We start from the raw sequence: 16375 nt of genomic DNA, 5'->3' as shown, positions 1-16375 counted from the left end.
AATCGTTTGATAAAGTTGGGCATTGTGTAGCTTGATTTGTATCTGGAGGGTGAGAATCTTCAAACAGTTTATCCTGTTTTGAGATTTTCACCCTTCATTTTGCTAAATTTGTCGTAACGATCTTAGTAAAGTGATTCTTTCAGTTAGATGTAATCTTACTGAAACTTCAAGGTTATTTTTAGTTATATGTTGTTCATAGTTGAATTTTTATTAAAGTTGCGGAAAAAGTTATTCTTTTTTTCAAAGTTTTATGGGAAGATAGAAATGATAGCGAAAATCACATGAATTTTTCTTGCTATTTTTGTACAATACACGTATATTACAAATGAAAAAAGTTTATGAAAAGTTGGAATATTGAATGGAAAAACAAAAAAGGTTAAAAAATAGTCGCTACATTACTGGTTTTGACGGTATTCGTTCTTTGGCAGTAGTAGGAGTGATTTTGTACCATTTGCTCCCTACAAGTTTGAAGGGTGGTTATTTGGGCGTCCCGATATTTTTTGTTGTATCAGGCTATTTGATCACTGATTTATTACGGCAAGAATGGGAACAAAATGGCAAAATCAATATTTGGCAGTTTTATGTCCGACGAATGAAAAGGTTATATCCAGGATTAGTATTTTTACTAATCACTGCATCTGCTTATATTACGTTATTTCAACGAGGGTTATTGAATAACTTACGAGGAACAGTCGTTAGTAGTTTATTGTATGTCAACAACTGGTGGCAAATAAAAAATGGTTTGTCTTATTTTGATCGATTTGCCAATGAATCACCGTTTACCCATATTTGGTCATTGGCGGTGGAAGGTCAAAACTACTTAGTTTGGCCCATTCTTTTTGTTTTGTTAATGGTTTTTGTACGTAAAAAGAAGTGGATCGTTTATACAGTCTTAGGAGGATCACTTATTTCTGCGATCCTCATGATGATCCTGTTTACGCCAGGCGGCGATCCAACTCGAGTATATTATGGAACAGATACGCGATTGTTTTCAATTTGGTTAGGAAGTGCTTTGGCTTTTGTCTGGCCAAGTACCCGATTGAAAAAAAATATTCCGAAGCAAGCAAAACGGGTGTTGAATCTAGCCGGATTGATTTCACTGATTGCATTGATCCTCTTCTTTTTCTTGTTAGATGATCATTATAGTTTTGTCTATTATGGGGGCATGCTGTTAGTTAGTCTCTTCTGTGTCGTTTTAGTTGCGGTAACAGCGCATCCAGGCGCAAGTGTGAACAAATGGTTAACCAATCCCGTGTTTTCTTGGATCGGTAAACGAAGTTACGGCATCTATCTGTATCAATTTCCAGTCATGATTTTTTATGAAGCAAAAGTTGCGAATATTGCGGATCATGTTTTGCTTCATACATTGATCGAGATTTCATTGATCCTGATCATTAGCGAACTTTCTTATCGCTACATTGAACGTCCTTTGGCACGATTCGATTATGGACAAACGATTCAAGTAGTCAAAGGCTGGTTCACTAAGCCGATTATCAGCAAGCAAAAACCTTGGGTCATTCCAGGAACATTGATGGTGTTGATCGCTCTTGTTGGTTTTGTTACAGCACCTAAGAATTCAGTGACTGCGGATCAAAAAAAATTACAAGCACAAATTGCTGAAAGTAAAAGATTGGCGGAGGAAAGCCAGAAAAATGAAGATAATAATTCCAACACCGTTGATCAAGCAGTTCTTGACAAATATGGACTAACAGCTAAACAAGGAAAGAAAGCGCAGAAATTAGAATTGACAGCATTTGGGGACTCAGTCATGTTAGATGCAGCGACTGATTTGAAGGAGTTATATCCTAAAGTTGTTGTTGATGGAGACGTTGGTCGACAATTATATGCGAGTGAGCCATATATTGAAGAACTGAAAAAACAAAACTTATTGAAAGATACGGTTTTGATTGGCTTAGGAACAAATGGAGCCTTTTCTGAATCGCAATTTGATAGCATCATGAGTGCCTTAGGAGATCGTAAAGTTTACTGGGTAAATGTCCGCGTTCCTACAAAACGTTGGCAAAACGATGTGAATGCCTTGTTAGCACAAATGGCTAAAAAATACGATAATCTTACATTGATCGACTGGTATGATTATAGTAATAGCCACAATGATTGGTTTTATGATGACCAAGTACATCCAAATCCAGAAGGAATGAAACACTATATCCATTTAGTAAGTGAAACTTTATTAGGGAAAGATAAAACGAAGAAAACTGTTTCAAGTGAATCAACCCAAAATGATACGAATACTAATAGTGGTAGTGTAGCTAGTTCTGCTAATGGAAATGGTAGTACGGAATAGTTGAATAAGAGATAAGACATCTTGATTTTCCGGCTCTTTGTCAATAAGGACTGATAAGTGGTATAAAATCAAATACGGGTCAGAATGAACCTCATTCTGACCCGTATTTTTTGTTATTTAACGTTAATTAATTGATTGCTCAAAAAGATCCTAATATTCATGTTCTCAAATGATTTAAATCCGTAAGCTACACGTTTGATTGTCTTTATATGGGGATTCTTCTGGAAGCTTTCGTAAGCAACCTCGATACATCATCAGCCCCATAAATTATAGAGCCGATTTTCCTCTAACAATGAGTGCAGAACTCATTTGAAAGGATCTCAAGATGTCTTTTCAATTGTTTGAAGTAGGTAACAATCAACAGCCAAAAAACTAATTTTTGTGTTTTTGTTTAGTTCTCGTACATTCCCTTAAAAGGTCGATTCAGCCCCAGTAATATTGACCCAAATTATTGTTCTGGCAACATGTGAGAGGGCTGTGTCTTTAAATACCGTTCTTTTTGAGTGCGCGTGAGTTTTTTAAAGGCTGCTTCGGCTTTTGTTGCGTCACTCCTAGTTGCAAACACCTCAGCATGGATCATTTTGACGGGTCGCCTTTTTTGTAATCGGGTATATTTAGCTCCTGTCCCATGATTGTGTTCTGCTAATCTTCTTGAAAGATCCGTCGTATAGCCACCGTAAAACGTGCCATCTTTACAAGCTAAGACATAAAAATAATGCTCACTGGCCATAAAGAATTTCTCGGATTTCATTTGTATAGCTACCATCAGGCATGTATGTGATCAACGGTGAAGCAACTTTAAAGCCATCTAATTTGCCTTCTTTGATTCCTTCGATCAACAAAATATTTGCCTCTTTCCCCATTTTTGGATAAACGAATTGAATTTTTTTAGGGGCGATACGGTGTTTTTCTAGTAACTGAATAATTTCTAAAAATCGGTCTGGGCGATGGACCATTGCAAAGCGTCCATTGGTTTTTAATAATTTACTAGAAATTTGGATCACATCTTCAAGAGTAGTATGGATTTCATGTCGAGCAATCGCTAAATGCTCATTCGGATTTTTTTTATTGGTTGGTAATCCCTTAAAATAAGGGGGATTACAGACGACTAAATCACATGAATTATGACGAACAACGGATAAACTTTCTTTTAAATCAAGCGTATGGATGGTCATTTGGTGTGTTAGCTCGTTTAATTGGATACTACGTCTTGCCATATCCGCTAAACGTGGTTGAATTTCGATTCCATCAATCAACGCATTCGTTCGTTTGCTCAAAAAAAGACCGACTGCACCATTCCCTGCACAGAGGTCAACGATTTGTCCTTTTTTCGGTACACGTGCAAAATGAGCAAGCAAAACAGCATCTAGTGAAAAAGAAAAAACGTGAGGACTTTGAATGATTTTAATATCATTTGCATATAATTGATCGATCCGTTCATCTTCGTGAAGCATGGGTTCCCTCCAAAATGAAAAAACTAAGTGATTGTATTATACTATTTTTATAAAAAAGAACCAAGGTACCTTGTAAAGTTTCCTAAATTTAGGCATACTATGACCATACACCTAGAAAGGAAGAGACTATGTTCTATCGATTTATGAGAGGGCTAGTCCGAGTGATCTTAGCAGTGATCAACGGCAATGCCCGATATGAAAATAAAGAAGTTTTACCACAAGATGAGAATTATATTTTGGTAGCGCCACATCGAACTTGGTGGGATCCTTTATATCTTGCTGTAGCAGCTTCGCCTAAAGAATTTAGCTTTATGGCAAAAGAAGAATTATTCAAAAATCCAGTATTACGCTTTATTTTGACACATGCCCATGCGTTTCCAGTAAAAAGAGAAAATCCAGGACCTAGTGTCATCAAAACGCCAGTTAAAATTTTAAAATCTACTCATTTAGGTTTGATTATGTTCCCAAGTGGAACAAGACATGCAACGGAATTAAAAGGCGGAATGGCATTGATTTCTAAAATGTCAAAAGCAAAAATCGTTCCTGCTGTCTACCAAGGACCATTGACTTTGGGTGACTTATTCAAGCGAAAACGGGTGGTTGTGCGTTTTGGTGAACCAATCGATTTGTCTGATATCAAAAAAACAGACAAAGAAGGAATGGCAGAAATCGAACGTAGAACACAAGCCGCTTTCGATCAACTAGACAAAGAAGTCAATCCTGACTTTAAATATGAAATCAAAAATAAAAAGTAAATGATTCTTTTTCAATAAAAATCAAAGCGCAAGGTAATGATAAAAGTTGCGGTTCTTTCTAAGCATGGGATTATCTATGTTTATACGGAATCAGCAACTTTTTTTCATTGCCTATTTGTTTTAGTCCGTAATGATCCTAGGTATCATGTAATGAGGGGAAGTGTTATAATAATTAGAAGGACATTTTTTGAGGTGATGAGATGCGTTTTTTACATACAGCTGATTGGCATATTGGAAAAAAACTACAAGGATACGATCGAATCAAGGAACAAGAGCATGTTTTAACCCAGATCTTAGCAATTGCAAAAGAAGAAAATGTTGATGCAATCGTGATTGCGGGAGATCTTTATGATCGAAGTGTTCCGTCAGTGGATGCCATTGAAGTGTTCAATCAATTGATGGTCGAATGGAATCTACGGGAAGGATTTCCGATTTTTGCGATATCCGGAAATCATGATAGCGGTATTCGTCTTTCGACAGGAACACCTTGGTTCAGTCAGTCCGATTATTATTTACAAACTAGATTGCCAGAAGCCTTTCAACCAATCATATTCAAGGATACGCAATTTTTCCTTTTGCCTTATTTTGAACCAATCTCAGCGAGGATATATTTTGAAGATGAGCAAATACGCACCATTCAACAAGCAATGGAAAAAGTCATTGAGAAAATGAAAACGCAGTTTGACTCAACAAAAAAACAAGTGTTAGTGAGTCACTTTTTTGTGACCGGGAGTATGAAATCAGATTCAGAAACCAAAATTGAAGTAGGCGGATTAGATGCTGTTCCAGGAGATTTACTTGAACCATTTGATTATGTCGCATTAGGACACCTCCACAATCAAGCAGCATTGAATCAAAAAAATGCCCATTACAGTGGGTCGCCTTTAAAATTTTCATTGTCAGAAATCAATCAAAAAAAAGGTGTTTGGATCGTAGATTTAGAAGAGGACGTCTCTTTGGATTTTCGAGAACTGACCCCGTTATATGATATTGAAGAAATAACAGCAAGTTTTAAAGAGCTGTTGAATCCAGATTTTTATCAGACGATCAATCGTGAAAATTATCTCCAAATTTATTTGGAAGATCGAACGATTATCCCTAACATGATGAATCAATTAAGAAAAATCTATCCACGGATACTTGGTGTGGAACGTTCAAACGGTCGAGTAGAACTGAAACAGGGAAAACAAAAAAAGATGATGACAAAGGATCCACATAAGATCGCACAAGGCTTTTTCAAAGAAATGACCAAGGAACAGTTGACGAACAAGCAGGAAATCTGGTTAAAAGAAACGCTACAAGAACTCACGGACAGGAATGATCAGTAATGAAACCCAAGAAATTACGACTAAAAAATTTTGGTCCTTTTATTGACGAGACAATTGATTTTGCGAAATTGACCGAAGCACCACTATTTTTGATTACTGGAAAAACAGGTGCAGGAAAAACGACTCTTTTTGATGGAATGACTTATGCATTGTTTGGTGAAACTTCTGGCAGAATCAGGACTGGTAAAGAAATGCGGTCTCTTTTTGCTACGCCTGAAGAAGAAACGTGTGTCTTTTTTTCATTTGAGCATCAGCGGCTGAATTATGAGATTGAACGTAAGCCAGAACAACTCTTGGCCAAACGTAAAGGTGAAGGCAATCGAAAGCAAGCAGCAAAAGTTTCTTTGACGATCTTTGATGAAGCGGGCAAAGAAATGCGCCAATACACGAAACGTAGTGAAGTGGATCAATTAATCAAAGAATTAATGAATCTGGATGCGAAACAGTTTTCTCAGATCGTTTTACTACCTCAAGGAGAATTTCGTAATTTTTTAATTTCATCAAGTAGTGAGAAAGAAATTGTCTTACGTAATTTGTTTGGCACGCAATTTTTCCAACAACTTAATGAACAATTGAAAGAAAAAGCCAAAGAACATCAAAAAAAATTAGATCATCTTGAGCAAGAATTGAGTTTGCTGCAAAAACGGTTTATCCCTTTGGACACAGGAACGGTTCCTGAAACCTTAAGTTTTGATGCGTTATTCACTTATTGGCAGGCAGAGCAAACAACATTACAAGAAAGACTTCTCCAAGAAAAAAATAAACTGGTTCATTTACAAGAACAACAAAAGCAATTAGAAGATACCTATTATCATTCGCAAACATTGCAAACACGTCAGGAAGAAAAGCAAAAATTAGAGCAAAAATATGCAGAATTGATCCAGCAAGAAAGTGAAATCAATGAAATAAAACAATGGATCACTCATTATGAATTTGCTGAACGACTGGTCGATACGTTGACACGAAGTCAAGAATACCAGAAAGAACAAGCAGAACTGATTGATAAAGAACAGACTTGTTCTGAAACATTCGTGCAACAAGAACAAGCGTATGCACAGTGGCGTAAAGATGAACCTGAACGAAAAAATGCCCAACAAGAAATGGAACATGCAGCGAATCGATTACAAGTCATGAAGTCATTGATCCCAATTGCGGAAGAATGGCAAAAAAAGCAAAATGAAAGTGAAGAATTACAAAAGGCTAAGAAAAAAGCAGAAGAAAAAGAACAAAAAATTCTTCAAGAACAAGTCCAGTTAAAAGAAGAAGAACAAAGACTAGCAGAACTGCTGCTTGACCAAGATCGCTTGCACAGTGATCAATTGTGTTACGAACAACTTCGGCATGAGCAAGAAAAGTACCAAACTATCCTTACAGAAAATCACCAGAATACAGAACAGTTAAAGATGAATCAAACCAAGTTGTCCGAACTGATCACAAAACTCCAAGCTCAACAAGTAATGTTAAGCAAACAAAATAATCAAGTTGATCTTTTAAAGAGTCAATGGGCAAGCCAACAAATTGCGAAGTTGCAATTGCTATTATTACCAGGGCAACCTTGTCCAGTTTGTGGGTCAACGGAGCATCCTAAACAACAAAATGAGCATGTATTGCCTAATCAAGAAGAATTTGTCCAACTGGAAGCAAATTTAGCCGAGGCAGAAACAAACCTTGAACAAATCAATCAAGAAATAGGGCGTAGTGAAGCAGAAAAAGCACAAATAGAACAAAAAATAGCTGACTTGGAAAACTTCGGAACAGAAAAACAAGTAGAGATCCAAAAAAGCAAAGAACGATTACAACATTTGATCCAGCAATCGTTTAAATTTGCCATAGCAGATGATCCTCTTGTATCCTTAGAAAAAATCCAGCATGATTTGGATTCGCGTGCAGAGGCCATCACACAGGCAAAAATCGCTACTCAAACACTAACTGAACGTTTAAGTCTTATCGAAGATCAGCGAAAGAAGATCACCGAACAAATCAGCCAAAACAAAGAAGAGCTCCAACAAGTACAAGGGGAGCTTGTTACCTTGACGAAACAGTTAGAAGGACAAAATACTCAGACTTTGATTGAGGATGTCAACCAATTAGAAGAAAATGTTGCGATGAAAGCCCAATGGTTAGCAGAAGAAAAAACAAAAGAACTTCATTTTTCTCAAGAAATCAGTTTGTTAAAAGCGCAAATGGCTAATATTCATGAACAACAGGCAAAAATTGAAAATAAAATTCAGCGTATCCAAGAGGAAATTTCAGCAAAAATAAAAGAGCAAGCTTACTTTAAAGAAGCAGATGCGGTATTGGCATTTGCTAAACAAACAGTTGAATACCAAGAGAAGAGTCAACTGGTCAACGAATATGAGAAAGAACGATTAATCGTTGAAGACCGCTTAAGCCAGTTGAACTATGTTGCTTTAGCTGAAACACTTCCTGATTTAGAACAATTGGAGCAACAACTAGATGAGCTAAAAGCTGCGGTTCAAACACAACAGGAACATTGTTATCACTTGCAAGAGCAAGAACAGCAGAATCAGCAAATCATCGAAGAATTTTTTTCGATTTATCAAGCGAGTCAAGAACAATTAGATGAATTGATCCAACTACAACAATTATCGCAAACGATGAATGGGGAAAACCCTAGAAAAACCAGTTTGGAAAGATACGTACTACAAGTGTATTTACAAGAAGTACTACAAGTGGCAAATGTGCGATTGCAACGTCTGACGAAAAATCGTTACCAATTTGAGCTTGCAGATGAAGTGGGAAGTTACCGTGGGAAAACTGGGTTGGAGATCAATATCTATGATGATGAAGCAGGTCTGACACGTGGGGCTCATACGCTATCTGGTGGCGAAAGTTTTATTGCAGCTTTATCCTTAGCGTTGGCTTTAGCTGAAGTGATCCAGACACAAGCCGGTGGTGTGTTGATCGAAGCGTTATTCATTGATGAAGGATTTGGATCGTTAGATGAAGAAGCACTTGAAATGGCGATTGAAGCATTAGAAACAATTGAAAGTGAAGGTCGTATGATCGGGATCATCAGCCATGTGAGAGAATTAAAAGAACGAGTAGTACAACAAATCAGAATCGAAACAGAAGGTAGCGGACAAAGTAAAGTACGCTATCATCTTGGATAAGAGGGGGATTAACTGATGAAATGGAGCATTCCAGAAAAAGTCATTGCAAGAGGACGTCAATATCTGCAAGAAGGACGGGTATTATCGGTTGTCCCTGACCAAGAAGAAAAAGTTTGGCATGCGGAAGTCTTAGGCAGTGAATTGTATATGGTCGATTTAGATGGGACAGCCAAAGAAGTCGATTTCTGCCAATGCCCTTATTGGGAAGAACATCATTATTGTAAGCATACAGTGGCAGTCGAACTGTACTTGCGCTCTAAGAATCTTTCACGAATAATCAAGGCAGATCAACCTGCGTTAGAACCAGTCAAAAAAAGTAGCGAAGGTGAAATTTTAACGAAAGGTTTTTCAAGACTAACTGTCAAAAAAAATTCACCACGGACGCAACCATTGATTGTGGAATATCAAGTAGAAACGATTGAGACCAATCACTATCATCCGGAATTAGCTATTTTAGCCGTTTATTTGCGGATTGGCTATTTAGATCAGCCAAAGAAAACGTATATCGTTAAAAACATTTTTGATTTTTTACATTCCTATATGGAAAATGAACGCTACACTGTGAATAAACAATACCAGTTCCATCTAGATCAACGAGCTTTTCAAGGAGAAGATCAAGTAATCTTAAAAACGTTAGCTGAGTGTGCCCAAACGCAACTTCTTTTAGGTGCAAACGGCCTACAAGTCAAAGGGAAATTAGATAAACGTTATTTGTTATTACCGATCGAACAAGCAAAAACATTGTTAGAACAGATGAACCAAACGACAAAACTCCAAATGAAGATCGGAGAAGTGAATTATCAAGGGGTTCGATTTTCTGATAATGAGCCTTCCTTAGAATTTGAAGTAACAAAAAAAGAAGAGGCCTATCAATTAAGCGCACTGAATGACTTTGAGTTGTTCTTTACTCATTATCAATGGGGAATGATCCAAGGAACTTTTTATTCATTAACAAAACGTCAACAAGCAGTCTATTTAACTTGGAAACAGCTTATGAGAAGATTTGAGAAACCAGAAGTATTGTTTCTTAAGCAAGAACTATCCTCATTATTCAAAGAAATCATTCCATTGCTATCTGAAATTGGTCAAGTGAGCATAGCGGATGAAGTGAAAGCAGAAGTTGCTGACGTGCCAGTGGAATTTATTTTCTTCTTTAGAAAATCGAAAGGCAAGATCCAGGCTCGTGTTGATTTTGTCTATGATGAAGTCGTTTTTTCAACAGATAAAAAACATGAAGTTATTGCTGAAAATGCTTCTGAAGTGTTAAGAGACAAAGCCCAAGAACAACGTGTATTAGACTTGTTCAAAATGTATCGCTACCAACGAAATGATACAGGCTATGAACGTTTATTGCCAACAGGAGAAGAGTTGTATACTTTTTTCCGTACGGAGTTAGCCGTTTTTCGTCAGTTTGGTGAGGTCCGCCTTGGGAAAAAACTTCGGGAATTGTATTTAGATGCACATCGACATCAACCGAAGATCGAAGTGGAAGAAACCAGTTCATGGTTAGATATTCGTTTTGATGTGACTGGGATTGAGGAACAAGAAATCAATCAGGTCTTACAAAGTTTGTTGCGAAATGATGCTTTCTATACGTTAGAAAATGGGCAAGTATTGTCCTTTGATTCCGAAGAGTTTCAGCAAACAAGTCAAATCTTGCAACAATTCCGTGAATCGATCCGTTCAGAATCTGGAACGATCCATGTGCCTAAAAACCAAGGATTGATCATTCAAGATAAGTTAGCAGGAAGTTCAGCAACTTTTGGTGACTCCTATCAAAAAATGATCCAAGATCTAATACAACCTGAACAATATCAAGTATCCTTGCCAGCAGGTCTACAAGCTGAATTGCGTGATTACCAAAAACAAGGATTTCGATGGTTGAAAATGCTGGGAAATTACCAGTTTGGCGGAATTTTAGCAGATGAAATGGGTCTAGGAAAAACCCTTCAGACAATTGCCTATTTGCTTTCAGAAAAAGAAGAAAAAGGCGAACTCTCTGCTTTGATCGTCGCTCCTGCTAGTTTGATCTATAACTGGCAAGCAGAAGTGAAAAAATTTGCTCCTTCTTTGAGCATCCAAGTAATCAACGGGAATAAAAAGGAACGAGAAGAACTATTAGCTCGTAAGGCAGATATCAGAGTCACTTCTTATGCTAGTTTAAGACAAGATTTAGCAGATTATCAAAAACATGCGATTAATTATTTGATCCTTGATGAGGCTCAGATGGTTAAAAATAGTAGTACCAAAACAGCTCAAGCGCTACGAGAATTAAGCGTACCGCAACGTTTTGCCTTAAGCGGGACGCCAATTGAGAATAATTTGGAAGAACTATGGTCGCTCTTTGCAACGATTATGCCGGGATTTTTCCCGAATAAGACCCGCTTTAGAGAGCTGGCACCTGAAGAAATTGCCCGAATGATTCGTCCGTTTGTGTTACGAAGGGATAAGCAAACCGTGTTAAGCGATCTACCAGAAAAAACCGAGATGAATCTTTATTCTGCATTGACAGAAGAGCAAAAAACCGTGTACTTGGCTTATTTACGTCAGATGCGAGAAGAGATTTCTACTATGGACTCAGAAGCTTTTAAAAAGAATCGCATCGGTATTCTAGCTGGTTTGACACGATTACGCCAAATTTGCTGTGATCCAAGATTATTCTTGGAGGATTATGAAGGTGGCTCAGGAAAGCTAGAACAAGTCAAAGATCTACTGGTCGCAGCCAAAGAAAACAATCGGCGGGTTCTGTTGTTTTCTCAATTTACAGGTATGTTGACCATCTTACAAGAAGAACTAGCAGAATTAGGAATTTCTACTTTTTACTTAAGAGGAAGCACCAAACCGCAAGATCGTTTAACGATGGTAGATGCATTCAATGAAGGAGAACGAGATGTCTTTTTGATTTCATTGAAAGCTGGCGGAACCGGACTCAACTTAACGGGAGCAGACACGGTAATTCTGTATGATTTATGGTGGAACCCAGCCATTGAAGAACAAGCGGCAGGACGTGCGCACCGTATCGGACAAAAAAATGTGGTCGAAGTTTGGCGCATGATTGCAGAAGGAACGATTGAAGAGCGGATGGATTCGTTACAACAAGAAAAAAGAGAGTTATTCCAAAAAGTCATCCAAGGAAATGAAGACCAATTAACCAAATTAACGGAAGATGATATCCGGATGATTCTGAGTGTCGGAGACCTGGAAGACTAAAAATTTTGAAACAAAAAATGATTAAATCTTAAGACTCAATAATAAAAAACTCTCGAAACAAGATTATGTTTCGAGAGTTTTTTAGTTATTTGTTTTGCTAGGAGCTGTGCATGGATGCTTTAGCTGAAAATTACTTTCATCGTTTCTAATAATTGATCAAATGAGGTGATTTCGATATCACAGTTCAATGGACCATCAACTTTTCGTTCGCGATGGTTAAACCAAAGCGCTTGCCAACCAGCTCTTTTAGCACCTAATACGTCATTGTCGTAGTTATCGCCTACATATAGAGTTTCTTCTGCAGTTAGATTGAAACGTTCTTCAGCAAGTTGAAAAATCTCTTTTTCTGGTTTCTGAAATCCTGTTGCTTGCGAAACGATCATATGCTGTGAAGGAATCCAGTTTGCTAATTGAAGTTGATTCAATTTTTTGGTTTGATGATCGGTGGGACCATTGGTAATGATTCCGAGAGGGATATTCATTTCAGTCAAGAAGTCCAATGTTTTCTTTACTTCCTCATGAAGACAGATATTATCTAATTCTTCTTCATAAACTTGTTGGAAATAAAGACCTTCTTCTTCAGTAATATGTGGATAATCTAAGTCTTTTAGTGATTGGCTGATTCGATGTGCACGCATATACTCCAAGGTCCATTTTCCTGCCATCACTTTAGGGAAATTTTCATCACTGTGATGACGGAACCGGAGATATAATGGTCCCATATCTATATCTGAAACAAGCGGTACTACTTTTTTTACCGCATTTCTAAATGGCTGTTGTTGATCGTACATCGTATCATCAACGTCAAAAACAACTGACTTAATCAAATTCTACACGCCTTTCGGTTTTCATCATTTTTTTCATAAATCCTCGACTATTGTATCAGAAAAATACCGGTTAAAACGTTGTTAAATAAAGGTTTTTATTACTATATTTCGCTTTTCTTGACAGAATAAGCTTTTTAAGTTTCAGTTTTTTTCACTAAAATAGTAAAATTGAATATCATTTGATTATCTGATGAATAAATTAATCCTCAATGAAACGAAATTCTGACTAATTTTAATAGAATAATCCTATTTTACTTGATAAAGAATGTTTTTTTTAATACAGAAAAACGAAAATGATTAAAATATAAAATAACACTTAATGATGACGATAAGGCGTTTTGTAGTGATTTTCATTTTATAACCATTGTAATATAAAAGGGTGCTTAATTAGCGGACAAAATAAGGGTTAGGTTCAATTAAAAGGACTGTTGTAATAGCAAACAAAATAAAGCAGACAGAAATAAAAAACATAATTTTTTCAAAGAAACCGTTTTTTTGCGGGGTGAGTAATAAAATAATAGTACAACTTTAAAGCCTGTTTCAATGGCAGGTTATATTTGAATTAAATTTGAAAACTCTCATTTTTTAATTGCTAACTAAACGTAAAGTGTTGGTTTTACGGAATATAAATCTTAGATAACTTTCATTTTTTTGATAAAATATTATGAAAAAAGCTAGCTATTTAAAAGTTGATTATGTATAATAGAAACAGATGGAAGATTATAATGATCTTCTGTTACAAAAAAGTGACATTAGTCATGAAAAGGAGTGGTGCACGTTGTTAACACTATATACTTCCCCAAGTTGTACTTCCTGTAGAAAGGCCCGTGCGTGGTTACAAGAACATCAAATTCCATTTGTTGAACGAAATATCTTTTCTGAACCATTAAATAGTTCAGAATTAAAGGCAATCTTACAAATGACTGAAGATGGCACAGAAGAAATTATTTCAACACGTTCAAAAGTTTTCCAAAAACTAAACATGGATCTTGATGATTTACCATTGCAAGAACTGTTAGAACTCGTTCAAAATAACCCTGGATTGTTGCGTCGTCCGATTATGATCGATGACAAACGCCTACAAGTTGGTTTCAATGAAGATGAAATCCGTCGTTTCTTACCACGTGATGTACGTCAATTGGAATTGCGTCAAGCACAATTAATGGCTGGATTATAGAAAATAAACGTTAACTTAGAAAAACTATTTTTGTAGTTTTTCTAAGTTTTTTTTTACCAGAATAGAAAGTACATATAACTAGATGTAACATGCAAAGGAATTTTACTCTTTGGGTGATAGCAAGATTTGAGAAGACCAAAATACTTGGTATCAAAAATTCGATTTATTGTTAAGGATTACTTTTTGAATGCCGTTTATTCGTTCTCGCATTAGGAGTGGCTTTTTGTCCTAAGCTCTTTTTTACGTTTAGCTAAGTGAAAAAAATGATGTCAAGGTTAAATTAAAAACTTATTTTGATTTTAAATGGTAATTTTTTTTCTTTACATTTAAGCTTATTTCGCTACAATGAAGTTATATTGATAGTTGTGGCAAAGTGAGGTGTAGCCAGATGGAAATGGAACATATTAATGAAAATACGATCCGAGTAATGATCGGTCATGAAGATTTAGAAGAGCGAGGCGTCTCATTTTTAGACTTGCTTGGTAACCATAGAGAGATCGAAAATTTTTTCTACAGTATTTTAGAAGAAGTTGATATTGAAGATGAGTTCCGCAGTAGCGAAGCTGTTACATTTCAAGTGCTTCCTAAAGGAGACGGTTTAGAACTTTTTATTAGTAAAAACTTACCGAATGAAGAAATGCTCCAAGAAGACGAAGACTCTTTAGATTCTGATGATGTAACTGAATTTATCCAGCAACAAATCTTAAATAATGAAGAAGAAACGACTGAACGCATTTCCGATGAAACAGAACACCAAGCGATTTTTGCTTTTGAAGACTTTGAACAAATGATTCAACTAGCCAATGATGTCGAGTTGGAATCAGCCTGGACAGATTTGTATTTACTAGATGGTATCTACTATTTAGCCGTACATTTTTGGATGGAAGATTTAAACCAAACAGATGTCGCTAATGAAGTAGCTCGAATTTTAGAGTTTGCAGAAAGAAGCGATCGGACCATTGAAACATTGAACGAATATGCGCAATTACTTATGGAACGAAATGCTTTGGAACGTACAAAATTTTATTTTGCGTAAGCAGCAAATAATCAAAGAAACAATTTGAAGAATCTGATCAATGAAAATGATCAGGTTCTTTTTTTGACGTATTTTCTTTTAGAAGGGGGTCAGCTAATTTATGATGGTTGCAATCGATAAACATGGAAAAAGATTTCTGGCTACAACATGTACGAAACGGCAAAGTCTTTTCTGCCCAGCTTGTAAGGAACCAGTGATATTAAAAACTGGGCAGCAAAAAACAGCACATTTTGCTCACAAAAATTTACAGGATTGCTTTGGTTTTAGTGAGAAAGAAACAATAGAGCATCTCCAACTCAAAAAATATTTTTTTGAGTGGTGTAGACAATTTGTTACTCATCCGCCTGTCTTAGAAGCCTATTTACCAACCCTTCGACAAAGACCAGATATCCTTTGCGGGGATCTAGCCATAGAAATTCAGTGTTCAGTTCTCGCTTATGAACGGATGAAAGAACGAACAAAAGGATATCTAAGCAAAAACTATCGTGTTTGGTGGATCTTAGGTTCTGCTTTTTTCAAAAATGATCGTTTAAAAACGAGAGAAAAGTACTTTTGTATGTACAATGACACTATGGGCACTCATTTATGGAAAATCGATTGGCTAGAAAAAAGATTATATTTGTTTTGTCATTTGGCAGAATTATTTTCTGGAACAGTAACCTATGAAACAATCAGCTGGCCTTTCTTTAGTGAATCTCCTGTAAGTCTATTAGAAAAACAGATGGAGAATCAAAATCGGCAAAAAGTTCTTACTAATGTTGGCTGTCAAAAATGGTTACAAAAAAAATTATACTATCGTCAGTCTAAATACGTTCATTTACAAAAACAATTCTATCTTAGAAAAAAAAATTTACTTTATTTATCTCCATGGATGTACGCAGAAAGTCGATTTTTTTTTATTTTCAAGAAAAAGTCTTCTTTTATCGTCTTTTATTTGAAGAAATCATCAGTGAACAAGCAGGCAGAAGCAAACAATGGAAGTATCTCAATTGGCTCCAAAAAATTGAACCAAATAAAACAACTTGGCTTTATCCAATGGTTGATAAGAAAAAGATTTTCCGATTACTTTACCAGGAGTGTGAGGAGATATTCTTGATGTCAAACAGAAATAAATTATGATACACTAATTAAGAGTAGCTGATTTTAGTA

At 36.3% G+C, this 16375-nt stretch carries 11 protein-coding genes and 1 pseudogene; 8 read left to right on the top strand and 4 right to left on the bottom strand.

Annotation, left to right across the window (positions count from 1 at the left end; all coding sequences use genetic code 11):
* The first annotated feature begins 358 nt into the window (after nucleotides 1-358).
* Entirely contained in the window at nucleotides 359-2305 is a 1947-nt protein-coding gene (locus IGJ11_RS11315; protein WP_010720873.1) for an acyltransferase family protein, read from the top strand.
* A gap of 113 nt (nucleotides 2306-2418) precedes the next feature.
* Here IGJ11_RS11315 and IGJ11_RS11310 read toward each other — a convergent pair.
* The 3 genes and pseudogenes from IGJ11_RS11310 to IGJ11_RS11300 all read right to left on the bottom strand — a co-directional run.
* Nucleotides 2419-2526: pseudogene (locus IGJ11_RS11310) on the bottom strand (transposase); the annotation flags it as partial.
* A gap of 227 nt (nucleotides 2527-2753) precedes the next feature.
* The gene (locus IGJ11_RS11305; protein ID WP_053766274.1) at nucleotides 2754-3035 is read right to left on the bottom strand and encodes a GIY-YIG nuclease family protein; all 282 of its coding nucleotides are present in this window, start codon (nucleotides 3033-3035) and stop codon (nucleotides 2754-2756) included.
* Nucleotides 3025-3759: a tRNA1(Val) (adenine(37)-N6)-methyltransferase gene (locus IGJ11_RS11300; RefSeq protein ID WP_010720871.1), complete on the bottom strand. Its 735-nt coding sequence runs from the start codon at nucleotides 3757-3759 to the stop codon at nucleotides 3025-3027. Before IGJ11_RS11300 ends, IGJ11_RS11305 begins: the two co-directional genes overlap by 11 nt.
* Before the next feature lie 128 nt (nucleotides 3760-3887).
* Between IGJ11_RS11300 and IGJ11_RS11295 the strand changes: the two genes are divergently transcribed.
* The 4 genes from IGJ11_RS11295 (at nucleotide 3888) to IGJ11_RS11280 (ending at nucleotide 12186) form a co-directional block, all read left to right on the top strand.
* Entirely contained in the window at nucleotides 3888-4514 is a 627-nt protein-coding gene (locus IGJ11_RS11295; protein ID WP_010720870.1) for a lysophospholipid acyltransferase family protein, read from the top strand.
* Between the two features lie 200 nt (nucleotides 4515-4714).
* Complete coding sequence (locus IGJ11_RS11290) at nucleotides 4715-5842, top strand: exonuclease SbcCD subunit D (RefSeq protein ID WP_207431566.1); 1128 nt, start codon at nucleotides 4715-4717, stop codon at nucleotides 5840-5842.
* Nucleotides 5842-8976 (top strand): AAA family ATPase, encoded by a 3135-nt coding sequence (locus IGJ11_RS11285; protein WP_207431567.1) that lies wholly within the window; start codon nucleotides 5842-5844, stop codon nucleotides 8974-8976. The genes IGJ11_RS11290 and IGJ11_RS11285 overlap by 1 nt, the downstream gene beginning before the upstream one ends.
* Before the next feature lie 15 nt (nucleotides 8977-8991).
* On the top strand, nucleotides 8992-12186 hold the full coding sequence (locus IGJ11_RS11280) for a DEAD/DEAH box helicase (protein WP_178287205.1): 3195 nt from the start codon (nucleotides 8992-8994) through the stop codon (nucleotides 12184-12186).
* A gap of 119 nt (nucleotides 12187-12305) precedes the next feature.
* On the opposite strand, the gene IGJ11_RS11275 is transcribed toward IGJ11_RS11280, so the two are convergent.
* The gene (locus IGJ11_RS11275; RefSeq protein WP_010720866.1) at nucleotides 12306-13013 is read right to left on the bottom strand and encodes an HAD family hydrolase; all 708 of its coding nucleotides are present in this window, start codon (nucleotides 13011-13013) and stop codon (nucleotides 12306-12308) included.
* Nucleotides 13014-13791: 778 nt separating this feature from the next.
* On the opposite strand from IGJ11_RS11275, the gene spxA reads away from it, so the two are divergent.
* From spxA to IGJ11_RS11260, 3 genes are all read left to right on the top strand, one after another.
* Nucleotides 13792-14190, top strand: a complete 399-nt coding sequence (gene spxA, locus IGJ11_RS11270; RefSeq protein ID WP_002296384.1) for a transcriptional regulator SpxA — start codon at nucleotides 13792-13794, stop codon at nucleotides 14188-14190.
* Between the two features lie 388 nt (nucleotides 14191-14578).
* Complete coding sequence (locus IGJ11_RS11265; RefSeq protein ID WP_010720865.1) at nucleotides 14579-15226, top strand: adaptor protein MecA; 648 nt, start codon at nucleotides 14579-14581, stop codon at nucleotides 15224-15226.
* Nucleotides 15227-15326: 100 nt separating this feature from the next.
* The gene (locus IGJ11_RS11260) at nucleotides 15327-16322 is read left to right on the top strand and encodes a competence protein CoiA (RefSeq protein WP_207431569.1); all 996 of its coding nucleotides are present in this window, start codon (nucleotides 15327-15329) and stop codon (nucleotides 16320-16322) included.
* The last annotated feature ends 53 nt before the right edge of the window (nucleotides 16323-16375 follow it).

It is taken from the genome of Enterococcus sp. DIV0691, assembly GCF_051711145.1.
GTDB classification, from domain to species: Bacteria; Bacillota; Bacilli; order Lactobacillales; family Enterococcaceae; genus Enterococcus_B; species Enterococcus_B hirae.
The sequence above is the reverse complement of the archived record's forward strand: the minus strand, read 5'-3'. Positions and strand labels throughout refer to the sequence as shown.